The sequence below is a fragment of the Streptococcus bouchesdurhonensis genome, from assembly GCF_948472335.1.
Map to the genome: position 1 here is coordinate 112708 of NZ_CAOKTW010000006.1, position 23081 is coordinate 135788.

Genomic DNA, 23081 nt, shown 5'->3' on the forward strand with positions numbered 1-23081 from the left:
TTGAAGAGATTTTCGAAGAGTATTAGTTCAAGTGCCAGATATCTTCGTTATACTGAGCGATTGTACGGTCAGATGAGAAGAATCCTGCTTTAGAAATGTTAACGATAACTTTATCCAACCATGCGTCACGGTCTTCGTAGTCAGCAAGCATTTGCTCTTTGACTTTGATATAGTCTTCCAAGTCAAGAAGAGTCATGAACCAGTCTTTGTTGATCAATTCATTGTAAAGACGTTCCAAGCGCTCTTTGTTTCCAGCTGCAAGAACTGCATCGCTAACGATGAAGTCAACCAATGGTTTGATAGCTTTACGAGCGTAGAATTCGCTTGATTTGTAAGCTGCTTTTGCGTAAAGGTCGATAACAGTTTCTGAATCTTCACCAAAGATGTAGATGTTTTCGTCGCCAACCAACTCAGCGATTTCCACGTTAGCACCGTCCATAGTACCAAGAGTCAAAGCTCCGTTCAACATGAATTTCATGTTACCAGTACCTGAAGCTTCTTTAGAAGCAAGTGAGATTTGTTCTGAAATATCACATGCTGGGATAAGGAAGCTTGCTGCAGTAACGTTGTAGTTTTCAACCATAACTACTTGCAAGTGTGGAGCTACTGCTGGATCATTAGCAATAACTTCTGACATACAAAGGATTAAATGGATAATGTCTTGAGCGATTGTGTAGGCTGGAGCTGCTTTACCACCAAAGAAGATTGTAATTGGGCGAGCAGGGATGTTACCAGCTTTGATGTCAAGGTATTTGTGGATTACGTACAAAGCGTTCATTTGTTGTCGTTTGTACTCGTGAAGACGTTTGATTTGGATATCAAAGATAGAGTTTGGATTGATTTCCACACCTTGGTGTTCTTTCAAGTGACGAGCCAATTTACGTTTGTTGTGAGCCTTGATGCTTTCCAATTTTTCTTTGACAGCTGCTTTGTCTTCATAAGACAAGAGTTTTTCAAGCTCATCTGCTTCATGGTGCCAACCATCTCCAAGAATCTCATCCAAGTAGTGAGACAATCTTGGGTTAGCATGCATAAGCCAACGACGGAAAGTGATACCGTTTGTTTTGTTGTTGAACTTTTCTGGGTAAAGGTCGTAGAAAGCTTTCAACTCAGAATTTTTCAAGATTTCAGTGTGAAGTGCTGCTACTCCGTTAACACTGTATCCGTAGTGGATATCCATGTGAGCCATGTGAACACGTCCGCTCTCATCGATGATTTGAACAGCTGGATCTTTGTATTCTGCTTTCACACGACGGTCCAATTCTTCGATGATTGGTACCAAGTGAGGAACCACTTCTTGCAAGAATTCAAGAGGCCATTTTTCAAGCGCTTCTGCAAGGATTGTGTGGTTAGTATAAGCAGTCATACTACGAACGATTGAGATTGCTTCGTCAAGCTCGATACCACGTGCAGTCAAAAGACGGATCAATTCAGGAATCACCATTGATGGGTGAGTATCGTTGATTTGCACAACTGCGTAGTCAGCAAGGTCATGCAAGTTGCTTCCTTTTTCGATTGCTTCGTCGATGATCAATTGCGCACCGTTTGAAACCATGAAGTATTGTTGGAAGATACGGAGCAATTCACCTTGACGGTCACTATCATCTGGGTAAAGGAAGAGAGTCAAGTTACGAGCGATATCTGTCTTGTCAAAGCTGATACCGTCTTTAATAATAGAAGAATCAACTGAATCCAAGTCAAACAAACGCAAGCGGTTCTTCGTTTCTGTCTTGTAACCAGGAACATCAATATCATAAAGAGTTGATGTCAAAGTAAAGTGCAAATGGCACTTGGTAGCTACGGCTTGAGCGAACCAACCAGTTTTGCTCTGTCAACCATGCATTTGGAATTGTTTCTTGTTGGTTGTTTTTAAGAACTTGTTGGAAAAGACCAAAGTGGTAATTAAGACCAACACCGTCACCATTCAAACCAAGAGTCGCAATTGAGTCGATAAAGCAGGCAGCCAAACGTCCCAAACCACCATTACCAAGAGATGGTTCCAATTCAACTTCTTCAACTTCGATCAAGTCTTTACCTGCAGCTGCAAGTTCTTTTTTGACATCGTCGTAAAGACCAAGGTTAATCAAGTTGTTTGACAAGAGTTTACCAATCAAGAACTCAGCTGAGATGTAGTAAACTTTTTCTTACCAGTGTTAACTGGTTTTTGGCTACTTGCAAGCTTGCTGTAGTTAAGAAGGGCAAGGTAAAGCTCTTCATTGCTACATTCTGCAATGGTTTTATTGTAACGATTTTGTACAAATTCTTGTAGTGATAACATGTTTAAGATGTCTCCTGATATTGTATTATTTCTTTAATTCTACCAAATTTTCATTGATTCGGCGATAGATTGTTGTTAAGTCAAGCAAACCTTCCTCAACAGCTGGTGTCAATTGCTCTTCAGTCATACGCCAAGACCAGTTTCCACCAAGGGTAGATGGGAAGTTCATACGAGCCGCCTCATCCAATTCTAGCAAATCTTGCATAGTTGCAATTGCCATGAAGCTAACTGATGAAAAGACTGTACGAAGCATAGCATGTGGCACTGTTTCGTATTCTTTACGGTTCGTGTAACGAGCCATGTACTCACGAGTCGCATCATCAATCTCGTTACGGTACCAACCAAGAACCGTATTGTTATCGTGAGTTCCTGTGTACATAACTGAGTTAGCAGGTGCCAAGTGTGGGCTATCGATACTTTCGTCTTCTGGGTTGAAGGCAAATTGAAGAATCTTCATTCCTGGGAAGCCAGTACGTTCACGCAACTCAATAACTTCATCTGTCATGAAGCCAAGGTCTTCTGCGATGATGTTTAGCTCACCAAGTTCTTCCTTAACGGCTGCAAAAAGCTTGTAGCCCGGACCTTTCACCCACTCACCAGGTGCTGCTGTATCGGAACCAGCAGGGATTTCCCAGTAAGATTCGAAACCACGGAAGTGGTCAATACGAACGATATCGTAGATTTTGAAGCTTTCACGCAAGCGTTCAATCCACCATTTGTAACCATCTTTGTCCATTGCTTCCCAGTCATAGATTGGGTTACCCCAAAGCTGACCAGTTGCAGAGAACTCATCTGGTGGACATCCTGCGATGCAAGTTGCCTTACCGTTGACATCTGTTTTGAAGAGATGCGGATTTGCCCACATATCGCTTGAATCTTCCGCTACGTAGATTGGCATGTCCCCAACGATTTCGATGTGGTTGTCGTTAGCGTAAGCTTTCAATTTCAACCATTGTTGGAAGAAGAAGTATTGAGTCACACGGTGGTAAACCAACTTGTCTGCCAATTGCTCACGGTAGCTTTCAAGTGCTGAAGCTTTACGAGCACGAACATCTGCATCTGGCCATTCAGTCCAAGCAAGATTGTCAAAATGCTCTTTGATAGCCATATACTCAGCAAAGAGCTCAAGCCATGATTGGTTGTCTTGAGCAAATTTCTCAAAATCTTTAACATCTCCTACTTCCAAGAAACGTTTTACCGCTTTTTCTAAAAGAGGACGACGTGCATAGTAGATTTTCGCATAATCAACTTCAGACGCATCGCTACCAAAGTCAACTCCTTCAAGGTCACTTGCTTCCAACAAACCTTGCTCCACCAAGATATCTAAATCGATAAAATGAGTGTTTCCTGCGAAGGCTGAGAAAGATTGGTAAGGAGAGTCCCCGTAACTAGTTGTTCCTAATGGAAGGATTTGCCAGTAACGTTGTTTTGTACGAACCAAGAAATCAACGAAGTCGTAAGCACTTTGACCAAACGATCCGATTCCGTAAGCTCCTGGAAGAGAAGAGATGTGCATCAACACACCACTTTGACGTTTTTTCATAATAGCACCTCATGTGTTAAAATTAATGGAACGTTGCGTATTTTTGCAGACGCAAACGTTTGCGCTACTTATAAGTATACTCCTTTTCAAGCATAATTGCAAGCGTTTTTAAAAAACTTTTTTGATTATTTTTAAGGAGATTAACCCATTTTAGCAAAGATAACTTATACTCAATGAAAATCAAAGAGCAAACTAGGAAACTAGCCGCAGGCTGTACTTGAGTACGGCAAGGCGACGTTGACGCGGTTTGAATTTGATTTTCGAAGAGTATTAAAACTATCTAATCCTAAAATTTGACTCTCACAGAATCCGTCTACAAACTGCAAATCCTCCCCTAGAAAACTTGAATTTAGATGCAAGGAGGCACAAAGGTCTATAGAAAATAGATAGGAATTAGAAACAGGGAGGTAGCCCCTCCTTATTTCCTTCTTTAGATAGATTACATCTATTTTTTATTAAAAATACTGTATTCTTATCTATTTCACACTTTTCTTCTATTAAAAATAAAAAGCAAAATCATGCTATCAAATCAAGCTTAAAAATTTTTTAAAATTTTTGTCAAAAACACTTGCAACCGTTTTCTATTTGTGCTATACTAAGGTCATAAAGGAAAACGTTTGCGTTTCCTTATCAATAAAACTTGTTATTCTTTAGGAGGAATACACTATGTCATCTAAATTCATGAAGAGCGCTGCGGTGCTTGGAACTGCTACACTTGCTAGCTTGCTCTTGGTAGCTTGCGGAAGCAAAACTGCTGATAAGCCTGCTGAGTCTGGTTCATCTGAAGCGAAAGAAATCACTCTTTACGTTGAGGACCAATACAAAGCTTATGCTGAAACAGTTGCTAAAGCTTATAAAGAGCAATCAGGCACAACAGTTAACATCAAATCTGGTGACCAACTTGGTGGGCTTGACAAACTTTCTCTTGACAACCAATCTGGTCAAGCTGCTGACGTTATGATGGCTCCATACGACCGTGTGGGTAGCCTTGGTTCTGACGGACAACTTTCAGAAGTGAAATTGAGCGATGGTGCTAAAACAGAAGATACAACTAAATCTCTTGTAACCGCTGCTGACGGTAAAGTTTACGGTGCTCCTGCCGTTATCGAGTCACTTGTTATGTACTACAACAAAGACTTGGTAAAAGACGCTCCCAAAACATTTGCTGACTTGGAAAACCTTGCTAAAGATAGCAAATATGCCTTCGCTGGAGAAGATGGAAAAACTTCTGCCTTCCTAGCTGACTGGACAAACTTCTACTATGCATACGGACTTCTTGCTGGTAACGGCGCTTACGTATTCGGACAAAACGGTAAAGACCCTAAAGACATCGGTCTTGCAAACGACGGTTCTATCGCAGGTATCAACTACGCTAAATCTTGGTACGAAAAATGGCCTAAAGGTATGCAAGATGGTACAGCTGCTGGAAACCTAATCCAAACTCAATTCCAAGAAGGTAAAACAGCTGCTATCATTGATGGGCCTTGGAAAGCTCAAGCCCTCAAAGATGCTAAAGTAAACTACGGTGTTGCGACTATCCCAACTCTTCCAAATGGAAAAGAATATGCTGCATTCGGTGGTGGTAAAGCTTGGATCATTCCTTCAAGTACTAAGAACCTTGAAGGCGCACAGAAATTTGTAGACTTCCTTGTTTCAACTGAACAACAAAAAGCTTTCTACGATGCAACTAACGAAATCCCAGCTAATACTGAAGCTCGTTCATACGCTGAAGGTAAAAACGATGAGTTGACAACAGCTGTTATCAAACAATTCAAGAACGCTCAACCAATTCCAAACATCTCTCAAATGTCTGCAGTTTGGGAACCAGCTGCTAACATGCTCTTTGATACTGTAAGTGGTCAAAAAGATGCTAAAACAGCTGCTAACGACGCTGTAACATTGATCAAAGAAACAATCAAACAAAAATTTGGTGAATAAAAAATTTGTTCAAGGGGGTGGAATTCAAATCCCCCTTTGAATTTATCAATAGAGACACAAATAATTTAGCTTTCTTATAAAAAAAGTAGTATCCTATGAAAGGAGTTATTATGGAAAAGCAACAACCTAGTAAAGCAGCCCTGCTGTCTATCATTCCTGGGTTAGGACAGATTTACAATAAACAAAAAGCCAAAGGTTTTATCTTCCTTGGTGTAACCATCGTATTTGTCCTTTATTTCCTAGCACTTGCAGCACCTGAATTGAGCAATCTCATCACTCTTGGTGACAAGCCCGGTCGTGATAATTCCCTCTTTATGCTGATTCGTGGTGCCTTCCATTTAATCTTTGTAGTCGTTTATGTACTCTTTTATTTCTCAAATATCAAAGATGCATATACGATTGCAAAACGCATTAACAATGGAATTCCAGTTCCACGTACCCTCAAAGACATGATCAAAGGGATTTATGAAAATGGTTTCCCTTATCTCTTGATTATTCCATCTTATGTTGCCATGACCTTCGCGATTATCTTCCCAGTTATCGTAACCTTGATGATCGCCTTTACCAACTATGACTTCCAACACTTACCACCAAACAAATTGTTGGACTGGGTTGGTTTGACAAACTTTAGTAATATCTGGAGTTTGAGTACCTTCCGTTCTGCCTTTGGTTCTGTTCTTTCTTGGACCATCATCTGGGCTTTGGCAGCCTCAACTTTACAGATTGTGATTGGTATCTTCACAGCTATCATTGCTAACCAACCATTTATCAAAGGAAAACGTATCTTTGGTGTTATTTTCCTTCTTCCTTGGGCTGTCCCAGCCTTCATCACTATCTTGACATTCTCAAACATGTTTAACGATAGTGTCGGAGCTATCAACACCCAAGTATTGCCAATCTTGGCTAAATTCCTTCCTTTCCTTGATGGCGCTCTTATTCCCTGGAAAACAGACCCAACTTGGACTAAGATTGCCTTGATTATGATGCAAGGTTGGCTTGGATTCCCATACATCTACGTTCTGACCTTGGGTATCTTGCAATCTATTCCTAACGACCTTTACGAAGCAGCTTATATTGACGGTGCCAATGCTTGGCAAAAATTCCGCAACATCACTTTCCCAATGATCTTGGCTGTTGCGGCACCTACTTTGATTAGCCAATACACCTTCAACTTTAACAACTTCTCTATCATGTACCTCTTCAACGCTGGAGGACCTGGTAGTGTCGGTGGTGGAGCTGGTTCAACCGATATCTTGATTTCATGGATTTACCGTTTGACAACAGGTACATCTCCTCAATACTCAATGGCGGCAGCTGTCACCTTGATTATCTCTATCATTGTCATCTCAATCTCTATGATCGCATTCAAGAAACTACACGCATTTGATATGGAGGACGTCTAAGATGAATAACTCAATTAAACTCAAACGTAGACTGACTCAAAGCCTTACATACCTTTACCTGATTGGTCTATCAATTGTCATTACCTATCCACTTTTGATTACCATTATGTCAGCCTTCAAGACTGGTAACGTAGTAGCCTTTAAACTAGACAGCAACGTCGACTTTAGTTTTGCTAACTTCCAAGGCCTCTTCACTGAAACCTTGTACGGTACTTGGTACCTCAACACCTTGATCATTGCCTTGATTACCATGGCTGTTCAAACAAGTATCATCGTACTTGCTGGTTATGCCTACAGCCGTTACAACTTCTTGGCTCGTAAACAAAGTTTGGTCTTCTTCTTGATCATCCAAATGGTGCCAACTATGGCCGCTTTGACAGCCTTCTTCGTTATGGCGCTTATGTTGAACGCCCTTAACCACAGCTGGTTCCTCATCTTCCTCTACGTTGGTGGTGGTATCCCGATGAATACTTGGCTCATGAAAGGCTACTTCGATACAGTGCCAATGTCTTTAGACGAATCTGCAAAACTAGACGGTGCAGGACACTTCCGCCGCTTCTGGCAAATTGTTCTTCCACTTGTTCGCCCAATGGTTGCCGTACAAGCTCTCTGGGCCTTCATGGGACCTTTCGGGGACTACATCCTCTCTAGTTTCTTGCTTCGTGAGAAAGAATACTTTACTGTTGCCGTAGGTCTCCAAACCTTCGTTAACAATGCGAAAAACATGAAGATTGCCTACTTCTCAGCAGGTGCTATCCTCATCGCCCTTCCAATCTGTATTCTCTTCTTCTTCCTACAAAAGAACTTTGTTTCAGGACTTACAAGTGGTGGCGACAAGGGATAATTTATCCCCGCCACCCTTTTTCATTTTATACTCTTCGAAAACCTCTTCAAACCACGTCAGCTTCCATCTGCAACCTCAAAACAGTGTTTTGAGCAACCTGTGGTTAGCTTCCTAGTTTGCTCTGTGATTTTCATTAAGTATTAACGATTGTTACTGTAAGTAATGTCCTTACAACAAGCAATTTTTCTCCTAGACTTGAAATAAAGCGAATTTCTCTATATAATAATACTCATATAGAAAACACCTTTTAGAAAGATACCTATGCTTCCATATCCATTTTCCTATTTTTCAAGTATTTGGGGATTTCGTAAGCCCCTGTCCAAACGTTTCGGGCTCAACTGGTTTCAACTACTCTTTACCAGTATCTTCCTTATCAGCTTGTCGATGGTACCCATTGCCATTCAAAACAGCTCACAGGAGACTTATCCGCTAGAAACCTTTATCGATAATGTCTATGAACCATTGACAGATAAGGTTGTCCAGGATCTCTCTGAACATGCTAGAATTGTCGATGGCACATTAATTTATACAGGAACAGCTAGTCAAGCGCCTTCTGTTGTGATTGGTCCAAGCCCAAGTAAGGAGTTCCCGAAGGACTTGCAACTGCATTTCGATACAAATGAGCTAGTCATCAGCAAGGAAAGCAAGGAACTGACCCGCATCTCTTACCGAGCCATTCAGACTGAGAGTTTCAAAAGCAAAGACAGCTTGACCCAAGCAATTTCTAAAGACTGGTACCAACAAAATCGTGTCTATATCAGCCTCTTCCTAGTTCTCGGTGCGAGCTTCCTCTTTGGTTTGAATTTCTTTATCGTCTCTCTAGGAGCTAGTCTTCTCCTTTATATCACTAAGAAATCACGCCTCTTTTCATTTAGAACCTTTAAAGAGTGCTATCACTTTATCTTGAACTGTTTAGGATTGCCGACTCTGATTACACTTATTTTGGGATTATTTGGCCAAAATATGACAACCCTGATTACTGTACAAAATATTCTTTTTGTTCTGTATCTGGTCACTATCTTTTATAAAACACATTTCCGTGATCCAAATTACCATAAATAGGAGATTTTTATGCCCGTTACGATTAAAGACGTGGCCAAGGCTGCTGGTGTTTCGCCTTCAACCGTAACCCGTGTTATTCAAAATAAATCAACCATTAGCGACGAAACAAAAAAACGTGTTCGCAAAGCTATGAAGGAACTCAACTACCACCCAAACCTCAACGCTCGTAGCTTGGTAAGCAGCTACACTCAGGTTATCGGATTAGTTCTTCCTGATGACTCAGACGCCTTCTACCAGAATCCTTTCTTTCCATCGGTTCTACGTGGCATCTCTCAAGTCGCATCTGAAAACCACTATGCCATTCAGATAGCAACAGGGAAAGATGAGAAGGAGCGTCTCAACGCTATTTCACAAATGGTCTACGGCAAGCGTGTAGATGGGCTAATTTTTCTCTATGCCCAAGAAGAAGACCCTCTCGTAAAACTCGTCGCAGAAGAACAGTTCCCCTTCCTTATCTTAGGTAAATCTCTATCTCCTTTCATCCCACTTGTCGACAACGACAATGTTCAAGCTGGTTTTGATGCGACTGAATATTTCATCAAAAAAGGCTGCAAACGCATTGCCTTTATCGGAGGAAGTAAAAAGCTCTTCGTGACCAAAGACCGTTTAACAGGCTATGAACAGGCGCTTAAGCATTACAAACTGACCACTGACAACAATCGCATCTACTTTGCCGACGAGTTTCTGGAAGAAAAGGGCTATAAATTTAGCAAGCGATTATTCAAGCACGATCCACAAATTGATGCTATCATCACAACCGATAGCCTCCTAGCTGAAGGTGTTTGTAACTATATTGCCAAACACCAGCTGGATGTCCCTGTTCTCAGCTTTGACTCGGTTAATCCCAAGCTCAACTTGGCAGCCTATGTCGATATCAATAGCCTAGAACTTGGTCAAACATCATTTGAAACGATTCTTCAGATTATCAACGATGCTAAAAGCAATAAACAAATTTGTTACCGCCAGTTGATTGCCCATAAAATTATAGAAAAATAAAAACCAGCTCACGCTGGTTTTTTTGGTCACTAATTATCTATCTCAACAAATCTTCCTAGAATATGAACATTTTCCGAGACAGAGACAAAGGCGCTTGGATCCACTTGTGTCATAATCTGTTTAAATTCATTAAACTCTGCACGTGTAATGACAGTGATTAGAACTGCCTTTCTCTCGTGATTATAGGTTCCTTCTGCATCGTGGATCATGGTTGCTCCGCGGTGCAATTTTTTATGGATTTTCTCAATTACTTTATCTGGATGATTGGTCACAATCATAGCCTGCATGCGTTTTTGCTTGGTAAAAACAGCGTCTGTTACACGGCTAGAGACAAAGATGGTAATCATAGAGTAGAGAGCGTATTTCCAACCAAAGGTCAAACCCGCTATCAGCATGATGGTCCCATTTACCAAGAGAGAAATACTACCGACATTCTTACCTGTTTTCTTGCGAATAGTCAGGCTGACGATATCCGTCCCACCACTGGAGATATTGTTTCGAAGAGCAAAACCAATCCCCAAACCCATAACAACACCCCCAAAAAGGGCATTGATAATGGGATCCTCCGTCAAGGTTGCCACAGGGACAAACTGGATAAAGAAGGAGCTCATAGACACCGTGATAAAGGTAAAGACAGTAAACTTATGGCCAATCTGATACCAAGCTAAGACCATCAAAGGGAAGTTAATGGCGTAGAAGGTTAGCGAAATCGGAATATGAAAACCAAACCAGTGATTACTCAAGGCAGAGATAATCTGTGCCATACCTGTTGCACCACTCGAATACACATGCCCTGGTTGGAAAAAAAAATTAACTGCTACTGCTGATAAAAAACCATAGACCAGAGAGGCCGAAATCTTCTCATCATATTTTTCGCGAGAGATGCTTTGTAAGACACGTAAAATTTTTATCTGATAAGCAAAGCGGCGCAGATAATAGCGCCACCGCTTAATTCGTTTTGCTTGTTTCATCTTCTTCTACTTGTAAGCTGAGTTCCTCTAGTTGTTTGAGTGCTACTGTTGATGGAGCTTGTGTCATTGGGTCACTTGCCTTGTTGTTCTTAGGAAAGGCAATGACTTCACGAATATTTTCTTCTCCTGCTAAGAGCATGACAAAGCGGTCAAGCCCGATAGCCAAGCCACCGTGTGGTGGGAAACCATAGTCCATGGCTTCAAGAAGGAAGCCAAACTGGTCATTTGCTTCTTCGGCTGAGAAACCAAGAGCCTTGAACATGCGTTCTTGAAGGTCTTTTTGGTTGATACGGAGGCTACCACCACCAAGCTCATAACCGTTCAAAACGATATCGTAAGCAATGGCACGAACTTTAGCCAACTCACCTTCTAATTCGTGAGCTGTTTCTTCCTGTGGAAGGGTAAATGGATGGTGGGCGCTCATGTAGCGGCCTTCTTCTTCAGACCATTCAAACATCGGCCAGTCAACCACCCAAAGGAAATTGAACTTATCATTATCAATCAAACCAAGCTCTTTGGCAATGCGTCCACGAAGGGCACCAAGCGTTGCATTAGCTACCTCAAGAGTATCTGCCACAAAGAGAACCAAGTCCTTATCTTCAAGAGCAAGCGCTCTTGTCAATTCTGCTTGGATGCTAGTCAAGAACTTGGCAACTGGTCCGTTTAATTCTCCATCAACCACCTTGACCCAAGCAAGACCTTTGGCACCATACTGTTTGGTTACTTCCGTCATCTTGTCGATGTCTTTACGTGAATAGTTGTCCGCAGCTCCTGTGACCACAATCGCTTTTACAGCAGGTGCTTCTGAAAAGACTTTAAAGTCTACACCTCGGACCACTTCTGTCAAGTCCTGAAGCAACATGTCAAAACGAGTATCTGGCTTGTCAGAACCGTAAAGAGCCATAGCATCATCGTATTTCATACGAGGGAATGGAAGCGTCACTTCGATGCCTTTAGTCTCTTTCATCACACGCGCAATCAAGCCTTCTGTGATATCTTGAATTTCTTGCTCAGTAAGGAAAGATGTTTCCAAGTCGACCTGAGTGAACTCAGGCTGGCGGTCTCCACGCAAGTCCTCATCACGGAAACATTTGACGATTTGGTAATAACGGTCAAAACCAGCATTCATCAACAATTGCTTAGTGATTTGCGGACTTTGAGGAAGCGCGTAAAAATGCCCTTTATTAACACGAGATGGCACCAAGTAGTCACGCGCCCCTTCAGGAGTTGACTTAGAAAGGAATGGTGTCTCCACGTCGATAAACTCCAACTCATCCAAGTAGTTGCGGATAGAGTGGGTCACCTTAGCACGAAGTTTGAGATTTTCCAACATCTCTGGACGACGAAGGTCAAGGTAACGGTAACGTAAACGTGTATCGTCATTAGCCTCAATGCCATCCTTAATCTCAAATGGGGTTGTCTTAGCTGTATTAAGCACTGTCAGAGCTGTCACGTTTAACTCAACTGCACCAGTTGGCAACTTATCATTGGCTTGCTCACGCGCAGCGACCTGTCCAGTCACCTCGATAACAAATTCGCTACGAAGGCTTTCAGCTGTTGCCATAACCTCTGCAGATACTTTTTCAGGGTTGATAACCAACTGCATGATTCCTTCACGGTCACGAAGGTCGATAAAGATCAAACCACCGAGGTCACGACGACGGCCAACCCATCCTTTCAAGGTTATTTCTTGTCCGATGTGTTCCTCACGAACACGACCAGCATACATACTACGTTTCATGTTTTCTCTCCTCTTTTATTCTGTTACTATTTTACCATAAAAGCGCAGGCTCTTCATGAAAATCAGCAGAAAAGTTTGCCAGTCTTAAAAAATCAGGTAAAGTCCCTAAAAATTAGCGCCCATACAAAAATCCGATGAAGTTCATCGGACTCTTTTATTTTGAATTTTTGCCTGCTTTACGCTTTTCAGCAATTTCGGCTGCCTTTCGAGGCAAGACAATTTCCGTTATGTAAGCCGTCCCAAAACGCAAGACACCTGCAATAGGAGCAAAGACGACTGCTAGATAGTTATGGAAGAAATCGCCTTTGAAGGCATAAGCTAGCGCCCCAATGATGAAAAATAGAACAACTGCTTGAATCACTGCTAATAAAATTACTCGTTTCATGTGACCTCCTGACTCTATTATAGCATGAGAATCATCAAAAAGCTGACTAAATTATTCAAAGCGTGGAGAGAAATACTGTAGACCAGACCTTTTCTGCTAATATAAGCCAAGCCCAAACTAAAACCAAGGCTAAAATAGACAAAAAATTGTTGCACATCACCTGGGAAATGACCTAAGGCAAACAAAACACTGGATACCAGAAGGAAAAGCAGAGTTTGTTTACTATTGTCCTGCTTAGGAAAGAGGTAGCGTGCTAACATCCCTCTAAAGATAAGCTCTTCCGTCAGAGGAGCAAAAATAACGACCGCAAAGAAGGAGAAGAGTGGTTGAGACAAGGTCAAGTCTGTCGCTATTTGCTGATTTACTGAAGGATCATCTGGCAAGAAGAATTGAACGACCAGAGATAAGAACCAAACCAAGGCAGGAAGCCAAATAAATCGGTTAAAGCCGCTCTTCTCAATATGAACAGAAGCCTTATGATACCATTTGTAAATGCCGTACACATAAACTCCAGCCAAGGCCACATAGAGCAAGGTCACAGCATAGGGTGAAGCGCCTAAGGCAAGCGACGTAGTCGCGAGCCCCTGAATGAAGCCATAGATGAATAAAAAGGATAGAATGGCTAGAAGAAACCAGCCAAGTTTTTTAAGTAGTTTCATAAAGTTCTCCTATCTTGCTTTATAACTATTTTTCAATACAAAGAGGTTCGCTATTCCTAACACAAGTACCCAGGCAAGTAACATACCGATGTTAGAAAAAGATATTTCCCCACCTTTTTTATTTAAAAGATTTACAATAGGACCGATGAACGAGTAATCCAACACTTTTTGAACCGTATCATTTTGAAGAGCAATTATAGGTAAAAAAGAGACAATTAACATAGGGAAGATACTATAAACTTGCGCTTTAGATTGAGTATCTGACACCGCACCGATTAGAAGGTTGAGAAAAATAATACTAATAGTTGCTAGGAGCAAATAGATAACATAGGCAAATAAGTAACCTGATAGATCTACTTTAAGATAGATGGGAAGTACAATCATAGCAAGTAACATTATCAGAATAGGGAGAACAAGCATACTAAAAGTATATTCTGTTGCTGTCACACCACTTAGAATGAGTGATTTAAGATTTCGTTTTTCCTTATCTTCTGCCATCATAATCGATACCATATAACCACTTCCCATGTCAAGACCATCGTCAAGCTAGCAGATAGTAAAAATAGGCTCAATTGTCCATTCTTATTTAAAAATTCATTATATAAAACAGCAATACCAAAAGGCATCAATAAAGTCGCTAACAAAGTTGAATTGCTGATAAGAACTTGTAATCTTAACCATAGTAGGGCATTTAATTTTCTAAACATCTAACTTTTCTCCTGTTAATCTGATAAAGATCTCTTCTAAAGTCGGCTCACAAGAGTGAACCACCATCAAATCTGTCGTGTCTAAATGTGGCAATTCTTCAAATGGAACTATCTGTTCTCGTCCATCTTTATAAGCTACACGTACTTTCTTATCCACATGGTACTTCTGGATAATATCTTGCGGACTTCCATACTCTATTAAATTACCCTTATTTAAAAGAGATAAGCGATCACAAAGCAGAGTTGCTTCATTCATATCATGCGTGGTCAGAAAGATAGTTGTCCCCGCATGCTTTAATTCTTGAAGTAGGGTATGAATCATCTTAGATGTTGTAGGGTCTAAGCCACTGGTTGGCTCATCAAGGAAGAGAATCTTAGGTGCATTAAGAAGGGCACGAGCCAAGAACATTCGTTGTTTCATTCCTGTAGATAGTTTTTCTGCGATAATATCTTTAGCATCTGCCAATCCAACCTGTTGAAGCACCTGAACTACTCTATCTGCCTTGAGGCCATATAACTTAGCATAGATGAGAAGATTTTTATAAAGACTCATCTTTTCATAAAAACTACTGCCATCACTCACAATACCAATTTGTTCCAAATCATTTGAGGTTAAATCTTGAGAATTCTTGCCTAGCAAAACTGTTTTACCTTGATCTGCAGCCAACTGTCCTGTTAAGACATTGATCATGGTTGTTTTACCTGAGCCAGAAGGTCCCAGAAAACCAAAGATTTCACCCTCCTTAATCTCAAAAGAAATCTGATGAAGAGCTTTTTTGCTCCCAAAACTTTTACTTACATTTTCAACACGAATCATAGAAACTCCTTTATTTGAAATAGCGTTTTACCATAGGTAACTGCATCACATTGATATAAATATGGATAGCTCCTACAAGCAAGAAGGCTAGCAGCTGAATCTCTCCTGTCAAGAAAGAAATGATAAAAAGAAAAACATATAAGACTGGTAAGACATACTGATTTAATTGGAATAAAATCCGAAAACTCTGTTCCAAATTAGCCTGACGCTCCCCTTCATCATAAGAATTTACATACTCTAAGACATCCTTTGGTGTTGAGAAAAATGCCAAATCAAACTGACGAACAATCGCAATGGTCTTAAAAAGATATTTTTGAACACTGAGAATCAGCACTAATCCCAAAAAAGAAAGAGATAAGGTTAGATTGCTTCTATTTGGTACAATCACTTCACTACCTGAGATGAAAAGAGCCAATAAAATCGCTACACTTGCAATATTAAAAGCAGTGGTTCCAAACTCGAGATTCCGATACATTTGCACATAATAGGTTTCATTCAGATCATCGTCCATTTCCTCTTGATACAAGGAATGAAATTTTCTGCTTTTCTTTAAGAAATTGAATGTCAAAAGAATGCTAATGAAACCTAACACTAAACAAATAGCTGATATCCATGGTATCAAGATTTTTACATCTAACATAATTCCGTGGGATTCGGCAACAGCCTTAAACATCCCTACAAAAATGCCAAAGAAAGCTCCCAAGACAATAGACATCAAAAATAATAACAATCCACGTTTCTTTTTCTTTTCCATATTCATTCTCCTTATTTACTTGCTAGATTTTTGGATTTCTTTTCAATCCAGTCAACGACTGGGATAAGAGCAAAGTAGGCCCAGATAAATTGGTCGCTGTAATAGAGATCAAACCATCCTAGATTTGTTCCAATTAGTAGACATAGGCTGACTAATAGAGCTATGGCAACTACATAATAAATCACTTTATACTTGTTCATCACTCGTCCTCCTCCAAGCGAAATACCGATTCGACTGTTTCGTTGAAAATTTGAGATATTTTCAGGGCAATGATAATGGACGGGGTGTACTCATCCCGTTCTAGTAGGCTAATGGTCTGTCTGGAAACCCCTGCCAGCTTGGCTAGGTCGGTTTGATTGAGACCATCGCGAGCTCGAAGCTCTTTTAGACGATTTTTTAGTTGCATGTCACACACCTACTTTCCGTCAAATTCAACAGTTTGGATATCCTCAATGCGTTGTAGTTTGAATTTTTCTTTTCCTTTTTTATTAACACGACGTAGCTTGACCCATTCCTCATCAACATCCACAACTTCCCAGTTATCTGTTCCAAAAACTTGTCCAACGATTGTCGGTGTTTTCCCAATCAATTCTTTTAATAATCTTGACATTTCTTTATTTCCTTTCTGTTTTTGCTCAATTCTTTTGATTTTATTCTCTAATTTCTTGACCCTTTGGGTATGATAGAGATAAAACATAATCACAAGAGGTACAAATCCTAATGCCCACATAATCGTTCCCTGCTCCTTTTCTCTTAACTTGATTATATTGTAACACATCTTTTTCTTTTTGACAAGCATATTTGTCAAAAAGTTTATGATTTTTGTCATTTTGCAAAAGAAAAAGGTCAGGAGTAGGTTTCTGACCAGTTTTTCTGTTATTAAAATCCTAGTTTTTCAAAGATTTCTGAGAAGTTTTGGCTGATTGTCTCAAGTGACACTTGCACTTCTTCTCGGGTTTGGTTATTCTTGACCGTCACTTGTCCGCTTTCGACTTCACTCTCTCCTAGGGTGATGAGGGTTTTAGCCACAAAGACATCGGCTGACTTGAATTGAGCTTTGAGCTTACGGTTGAGGTAATCACGCTCTGCTTTGAAACCTTGTTGGCGAAGAGCCTGTACCAATTCCAAGGCCTTGACATTTGCTCCTTCACCCAAAACTGCGATATAGACATCTAGGGCGTTTTCGATAGGGAGAGTCACACCTTGCTTTTCAAGGATGAGAAGCAGGCGCTCTACACCAAGTCCAAATCCAAATCCAGCAGTTCAGGGCCTCCAAAGTAAGAAACCAAACCATCGTAACGACCACCCGCACAGACTGTCAGGTCATTGCCCTCAATCTCTGTGATGAACTCGAAAATGGTGTGGTTGTAGTAGTCCAGACCACGCACCATATTGGTATCAATGATGTAGTCTACTCCAAGATTTTCCAACATCTGACGTACAGCATCAAAATGAGCTTGACTTTCTTCATCAAGGAAATCCAAGATAGAAGGCGCATTCTCTACTGCTACCTTGTCTTCTTTTTCCTTAGAGTCCAAGACACGAAGAGGATTTTCCTCCAAACGACGCTGGCTATCCTTAGACAAGATCTCCTTGAGCGGTGTCAAATAGTCAATCAAGGCTTGACGGTAGGCTGCACGGCTCTCAGGATTTCCAAGAGTGTTAAGATGTAATTTGACACCTTGGATACCGATTTCTTTCAAGAAATGGGCTGCCATAGCGATGGTTTCCACATCGGTAGCTGGATTGCTAGAGCCAAAACACTCAACACCAATCTGGTGGAACTGGCGCAAACGCCCTGCCTGTGGACGCTCATAGCGGAACATAGGGCCCATGTAGTAGAACTTGCTTGGCTTTTGCACTTCTGGGGCGAAGAGTTTATTTTCCACATAGGAACGGACAACGGGCGCAGTTCCTTCTGGACGGAGGGTAATATGGCGGTCACCCTTGTCATAAAAGTCGTACATTTCCTTGGTTACGATATCCGTTGTATCTCCGACAGAGCGACTGATAACCTCGTAATGCTCAAAAATGGGCGTGCGCACTTCCGCATAGTTATAGCGCTTGAAAATTTCACGGGCAAAGCCCTCAACGTACTGCCATTTGGCAGACTCAGCAGGTAAAATATCCTGCGTTCCTTTTGGTTTTTGTAATTTCATAGGGAATCCTCTTTAAACTTAATAGTCTTATTTTACCATAAATAAAGGGATTAAAACAGTGAGAAAAAATTAGGATTTAGATATCATTTTTGAGATTAATAACTGTCAAAAGAATAGCCAGCAAGGAAAGACCAACAAATAGCATCCAAGTCAACTGTATATTCCATACAGCTATAAGTGAAAAACAAGCTGTTCCCACAGGTATGGATAAGGTAAACAATAAACCTAAAAAATTACTGGTACGAGCTAGAACCTCTGGAGCTAGATTTTTCAGAGCATGGCACTAATCTTTGGTTGAACTTTACCAGACACATACAGAGTTGAACATAGAAATAGTAAACCAAGTACGACTTGATTGAATAAATTAGCTAGACCAACTAGACTGAGTCCTACGGTCACCCACATCATCAATCTAGGCAAGGACTGCTTCCCAAAATAATCATTGCCCGTAAGGCTACTGATGATGATTTCTAACAAAGCACAGAATTGACTGATAAATAATGCCTCTGTGTAAGAAAAGTCCAAAAGAGAATGGCTCAAAAAGAAGATGTTATAGATGCTTCCTAAAGCGCCACCCAAGGCATTGATAAGCAAGACAGCAAAGAGCATAAAACCAAAGTTTTTCTGTCCACTTTTAAGAAAAACGAGACGTAAATTTCGGTAAATTGTTAGGAACTGGTCTTTGATAGAAAGCTTCTCATTTTTTAGGTTTTCACCATCAGCAGATGACATTGACAGGCTCAATTTGCTTTTTCCTAAAAAGAGAACAGAGGCTGATACTAGGAAAAAACAGGCATTGATTCCCGCAACGAGGGAAAAATTGTTGACCGATAGCCCTAAGAGCCAGACTCCGAAAGCTTGACCACCAATAGCTGAAATATAGGTGATGAATTGGGAAAAAGAGTAAGCCTCCATCAAATCATTTTCAGCTACTTTTTCCTTAATAAGAGGCATGCGCAAGCCACCTGCAAAATCACTGATGACATCACTAATGACATTGATTAAACACAGGCTAGAAAAGGCAAAGAGACTAGCTTGCTGGACAACTAGGGCTGCCAGAAAAAATAAAACCGCCTGAAACAAACCGCTATAGACCATCCATTTGACCTTGTCCCTTGTGTAATCTGCCCGAATCCCTACAAAAACTGTAAAGAGAGTCGGAATAATCATGACAATATTCGCCATAGCAACAGCAAAGGAGGCCTGTGGCAGGGTCGATGCATAGACGATAAAGACCAGGTTGAAAATCGAAGCACCAAAAGCATTGAAGAAGCGTGACAAAGTCAAGAGTCGATAAGCTGGATTTCTAAACAATAGTTTCATAGATAATCTCCCTTCTTGTTCGAACTTCTATATGAAGTATGACTATAGTATAGCACTTAGAAATTTGAGAGGGAGAACTCTTGAATATATGCAACAAATAAAATGAGCAAAAAGAAACGATAAAACTGCTTTACTGACCTGAGAGAGCCCTACAGTTCTATCGCTTCAAATTTCAAATAATTTTCTTAGTTTGCAGATATTCAACAATCGGTCGTTTTTCTATAGTATTCGGCAGATTTATTACAACCAAGCATCTCAAAAATACGGACAGCATCTTCCATCTTTTTCTGACCTTCCTTGACTCTACCTTGCTTGCTATCAAAGAGACCTTCAGCCCACAAATAGACAATTCGGAAATAGGTTTCATTTTCATTGTAGAAATGCTCTTCGATAACACGTTTAAAATAAGAGGCATTGGTAAATTCTTCACACTCAATGCTGACTAAAAAACCATTCAATAGTATAGTGTGAAAAAGGTTTCGATTGCCAGACATTTCCATTAGGAAATCAGATTTACGTACCATCTCTCTAACATACCTAGTGAAAAGAGAAACAGATAGAAATGGTGAACTGACTGAAAATAAATTGAGTTCATAGATTCCCCAAATCTCGGTAGAAAACAGGTAATCATGAAGGACTTTCCCTTCCTCTGCTGTTAACTCTACCCTTTCATCCAGACTCTTCATATAAGACTTGATAATAATGGCATTCAGAATATGTTTCTGTTTGTTTTGAGAATGCGCATGCTTTTGATACTCCTTGCGATACAAGTCCTCAAGAGGAGCTATATTCTTTGGATCCAAGACATCTATGATTTCTTTTCTCAACTCAGAATCTGTATCATACTGAAAACCTCTCGCCAGAAAGAGGATTTCCTCTACACTGGCAGATATATTTTCTAGGGCAAATAAAAACTTTTCCACCGAAAGCTCACTCTGACCAGTTTCAAAGCGAGATAACATAGACGGCGAAAATTGTCCCCCAGTTGCTTGTCTCAGCGAGATATTTCTTGACTCTCGTAATTGTCTAAAGACTTTTCCAATCTGCTCCATAGGCATCCCCTTGATTCCGTATTTTCTTCATTTTATCATATTTTTCAGAAAATTCATCAAAAACTTGCCAAATTGTCAGAATTATGAGAAAATAGAGGATATTTATCACGTGGAGGGACTGTAATGAGAGAGGATATCAAAATCAATGACCGCGCTTTGGCCTTGCAAGACCAAATTATCGAAAAACTAGAGAAGGTTTTTGATACAGATGTGGAATTGGATGTTTACAATCTAGGGCTGATTTATGAAATCAATCTGGATGAAACAGGTCTCTGTAAGATTGTCATGACCTTCACTGACACAGCCTGCGATTGTGCCGAAAGCTTGCCTATCGAAATCGTGGCAGGTCTGAAACAAATCGAGGGTATCGAAGATGTCAAGGTTGAAGTTACCTGGTCGCCTGCTTGGAAGATTACACGAATCAGTCGCTACGGCCGTATTGCCCTTGGACTACCACCTCGTTAATACTCTTCAAAAATCTCTTCAAACCACGTCAGCGTCGGCTTGTCGTAGATATGGTTACTGACTTCGTCACTTCTATCTGCAACCTCAAAACAGTGTTTTGAGCAACCTGCGCCTAGCTTTCTAGTTTGCTCTTTGATTTTTATTGAGTATAAGCAGGCAAATCACTTTTGAAGATGAAAAGAAGCAAGCCGAGATTGGCTTGCTTTTTAAGTTTATTTTTTACCTGACTTGTCCATATTCCAGAAGTCTGTCACAGCTCCGCGTGAAGCAGATGATACGATGTGAGCGTATTTACCGAGGACACCACGACTGTAAAGTGGTGGCAAGGTTGTTTCTGCCTTGCGTTTTTCAAGTTCTTCTTCGGATACTGCCATGGAAATTTCTTTGGTATCTTGGTCAACCGTAACGATATCGCCTGTACGGAGGTAGGCAATCGGTCCACCATCCTGAGCTTCAGGAGCGATATGTCCAACAACCAGACCATAAGTACCACCAGAGAAACGTCCATCCGTCAAGAGGGCAACCTTGTCTCCTTGACCTTTACCAACAATCATTGATGAAAGTGAGAGCATCTCAGGCATACCAGGACCACCCTTAGGTCCAACGAAACGAACAACGACTACATCGCCATCAACGATTTCATCTGTCAGAACGGCCTGAATAGCATCTTCTTCTGAGTCAAAGACCTTAGCTGGACCAACGTGACGACGGACCTTAACACCTGATACCTTGGCAACCGCACCGTCAGGAGCAAGGTTCCCGTTCAAGATGATAAGCGGACCGTCTGCACGTTTTGGATTTTCAAGTGGCATGATAACTTTTTGACCTGGTGTGAGGTCTGCAAAGTCAGCTAAGTTCTCAGCGACTGTCTTACCAGTACATGTGATACGGTCCCCGTGAAGGAAACCATTCGCCAACAAGTACTTCATAACCGCAGGCACACCACCGACTTCGTAGAGATCTTGGAAGACATACTGACCAGATGGTTTCAAGTCAGCCAAGTGAGGCACACGTTCTTGAATCGTATTGAAGTCCTCAAGTGACAAGTCAACATTTGCGGCATGGGCAATGGCAAGCAAGTGAAGAGTGGCATTTGTAGAACCACCGAGAGCCATCGTTACAGTGATGGCATCTTCAAAGGCTTCACGAGTCAAGATATCTGATGGTTTGAGACCAAGTTCCAACATCTTAACAACAGCACGTCCTGCTGCTTCGATGTCTTCTTTCTTGTCAGCAGATTCAGCTGGGTGAGATGAAGAACCTGGCAAACTCATACCCAAGACTTCGATAGCTGTCGCCATGGTATTAGCTGTATACATACCACCACAACCACCAGGGCCAGGGCAGGCATTACATTCAAGACGTTTCACGTCCTCAGCTGTCATATCACCGTGATTCCATTTTCCGATACCTTCAAAGACAGAAACCAAGTCGATATCTTTACCATCAAGATTTCCAGGTGCAATAGTACCACCATAGGCGAAAATAGCTGGAATATCCATATTGGCAATAGCAATCATAGAACCAGGCATGTTCTTGTCACAGCCACCGATAGCGACGAAGGCATCCACATTGTGACCACCCATAGCCGCCTCGATTGAGTCCGCAATGATATCACGAGATGTCAAAGAAAAACGCATCCCAGGCGTTCCCATAGCAATCCCGTCCGCTACAGTGATAGTCCCAAACTGCACAGGCCAAGCACCTGCCGATTTGACACCTTCTTTGGCTAATTTCCCAAAATCATGCAAGTGGATGTTACATGGTGTATTTTCCGCCCAAGTCGAAATCACGCCCACAATCGGTGTCTCAAAGTCCTTGTCTGTCATACCAGTCGCACGAAGCATGGCACGGTTTGGTGATTTTACCATACTGTCATAAATGCTACTGCGGTGACGTTTATCTAATTCAGTCATTTGTTCCCTCCCATTTCAGTTTTTACTATTATAGCACATTTTAAAAGCAATGAACAGAAGAAAATCCT

The 23081-nt window shown here is 41.1% G+C and carries 18 protein-coding genes and 4 pseudogenes; 6 read left to right on the plus strand and 16 right to left on the minus strand.

Going from position 1 to position 23081, the window contains the following annotated elements; genetic code table 11:
* Positions 1–22 precede the first annotated feature (22 nt).
* Together glgP and malQ are read right to left on the minus strand one after the other, a co-directional pair.
* A pseudogene (glgP, locus tag QMQ21_RS11085) lies at positions 23–2278 on the minus strand (glycogen/starch/alpha-glucan family phosphorylase).
* 25 nt (positions 2279–2303) lie between these two features.
* On the minus strand, positions 2304–3821 hold the full coding sequence (malQ, locus tag QMQ21_RS11090) for a 4-alpha-glucanotransferase (protein ID WP_000747307.1): 1518 nt from the start codon (positions 3819–3821) through the stop codon (positions 2304–2306).
* Positions 3822–4487: 666 nt separating this feature from the next.
* On the opposite strand from malQ, the gene QMQ21_RS11095 reads away from it, so the two are divergent.
* From QMQ21_RS11095 to QMQ21_RS11115, 5 genes are all read left to right on the plus strand, one after another.
* Positions 4488–5759, plus strand: a complete 1272-nt coding sequence (locus tag QMQ21_RS11095; RefSeq protein ID WP_000095469.1) for an extracellular solute-binding protein — start codon at positions 4488–4490, stop codon at positions 5757–5759.
* A 110-nt stretch (positions 5760–5869) separates the two neighbouring features.
* Positions 5870–7162, plus strand: a complete 1293-nt coding sequence (locus tag QMQ21_RS11100) for a sugar ABC transporter permease (protein WP_000414964.1) — start codon at positions 5870–5872, stop codon at positions 7160–7162.
* A gap of 1 nt (position 7163) precedes the next feature.
* Entirely contained in the window at positions 7164–8006 is an 843-nt protein-coding gene (locus QMQ21_RS11105; protein WP_138699694.1) for a sugar ABC transporter permease, read from the plus strand.
* A gap of 261 nt (positions 8007–8267) precedes the next feature.
* Positions 8268–9068 carry a DUF1189 domain-containing protein gene (locus QMQ21_RS11110; protein ID WP_023935365.1) on the plus strand — a complete coding sequence of 267 codons (801 nt, stop codon included), beginning with the start codon at positions 8268–8270 and terminating at the stop codon, positions 9066–9068.
* Positions 9069–9077: 9 nt separating this feature from the next.
* Complete coding sequence (locus QMQ21_RS11115) at positions 9078–10064, plus strand: LacI family DNA-binding transcriptional regulator (RefSeq protein ID WP_023935367.1); 987 nt, start codon at positions 9078–9080, stop codon at positions 10062–10064.
* 29 nt (positions 10065–10093) lie between these two features.
* Here QMQ21_RS11115 and QMQ21_RS11120 read toward each other — a convergent pair whose 3' ends face one another.
* From QMQ21_RS11120 to rgg, 13 genes and pseudogenes are all read right to left on the minus strand, one after another.
* Positions 10094–11035, minus strand: a complete 942-nt coding sequence (locus QMQ21_RS11120; RefSeq protein ID WP_000806293.1) for a YitT family protein — start codon at positions 11033–11035, stop codon at positions 10094–10096.
* Positions 11013–12776 carry an aspartate--tRNA ligase gene (gene aspS / locus QMQ21_RS11125; protein WP_023935369.1) on the minus strand — a complete coding sequence of 588 codons (1764 nt, stop codon included), beginning with the start codon at positions 12774–12776 and terminating at the stop codon, positions 11013–11015. The genes QMQ21_RS11120 and aspS overlap by 23 nt, the downstream gene beginning before the upstream one ends.
* A gap of 154 nt (positions 12777–12930) precedes the next feature.
* Positions 12931–13161, minus strand: coding sequence for a hypothetical protein (locus QMQ21_RS11130; protein WP_000832171.1), 231 nt, complete (start codon positions 13159–13161; stop codon positions 12931–12933).
* A 17-nt stretch (positions 13162–13178) separates the two neighbouring features.
* The gene (locus tag QMQ21_RS11135; RefSeq protein ID WP_023935371.1) at positions 13179–13820 is read right to left on the minus strand and encodes a CPBP family intramembrane glutamic endopeptidase; all 642 of its coding nucleotides are present in this window, start codon (positions 13818–13820) and stop codon (positions 13179–13181) included.
* Between the two features lie 9 nt (positions 13821–13829).
* A pseudogene (locus QMQ21_RS11140) lies at positions 13830–14527 on the minus strand (ABC transporter permease).
* Positions 14520–15344 carry an ABC transporter ATP-binding protein gene (locus tag QMQ21_RS11150; protein WP_000621678.1) on the minus strand — a complete coding sequence of 275 codons (825 nt, stop codon included), beginning with the start codon at positions 15342–15344 and terminating at the stop codon, positions 14520–14522. Before QMQ21_RS11150 ends, QMQ21_RS11140 begins: the two are co-directional and overlap by 8 nt.
* 10 nt (positions 15345–15354) lie before the next feature.
* Positions 15355–16098 carry a DUF3169 family protein gene (locus QMQ21_RS11155; RefSeq protein WP_023935375.1) on the minus strand — a complete coding sequence of 248 codons (744 nt, stop codon included), beginning with the start codon at positions 16096–16098 and terminating at the stop codon, positions 15355–15357.
* Positions 16099–16109: 11 nt separating this feature from the next.
* Positions 16110–16298, minus strand: a complete 189-nt coding sequence (locus tag QMQ21_RS11160) for a hypothetical protein (protein WP_001046123.1) — start codon at positions 16296–16298, stop codon at positions 16110–16112.
* Entirely contained in the window at positions 16298–16504 is a 207-nt protein-coding gene (locus tag QMQ21_RS11165; RefSeq protein WP_001176227.1) for a helix-turn-helix transcriptional regulator, read from the minus strand. Before QMQ21_RS11165 ends, QMQ21_RS11160 begins: the two co-directional genes overlap by 1 nt.
* A 9-nt stretch (positions 16505–16513) precedes the next feature.
* Positions 16514–16978, minus strand: a complete 465-nt coding sequence (locus QMQ21_RS11170) for a hypothetical protein (protein ID WP_025170602.1) — start codon at positions 16976–16978, stop codon at positions 16514–16516.
* A pseudogene (gene hisS, locus QMQ21_RS11175) lies at positions 16978–18257 on the minus strand (histidine--tRNA ligase). The gene QMQ21_RS11170 and the pseudogene hisS overlap by 1 nt, the downstream one beginning before the upstream one ends.
* 76 nt (positions 18258–18333) lie before the next feature.
* Positions 18334–19580: pseudogene (locus QMQ21_RS11180) on the minus strand (MFS transporter).
* A gap of 200 nt (positions 19581–19780) precedes the next feature.
* Complete coding sequence (gene rgg, locus QMQ21_RS11185; RefSeq protein ID WP_023935383.1) at positions 19781–20632, minus strand: quorum-sensing system transcriptional regulator Rgg; 852 nt, start codon at positions 20630–20632, stop codon at positions 19781–19783.
* A gap of 123 nt (positions 20633–20755) precedes the next feature.
* Here rgg and QMQ21_RS11190 point away from each other — a divergent pair, with 123 nt between their 5' ends.
* Complete coding sequence (locus QMQ21_RS11190) at positions 20756–21097, plus strand: metal-sulfur cluster assembly factor (RefSeq protein WP_001206380.1); 342 nt, start codon at positions 20756–20758, stop codon at positions 21095–21097.
* 212 nt (positions 21098–21309) lie between these two features.
* On the opposite strand, the gene ilvD is transcribed toward QMQ21_RS11190, so the two are convergent.
* Positions 21310–23013 (minus strand): dihydroxy-acid dehydratase, encoded by a 1704-nt coding sequence (gene ilvD, locus QMQ21_RS11195; protein WP_000137343.1) that lies wholly within the window; start codon positions 23011–23013, stop codon positions 21310–21312.
* Positions 23014–23081: the final 68 nt, after the last annotated feature.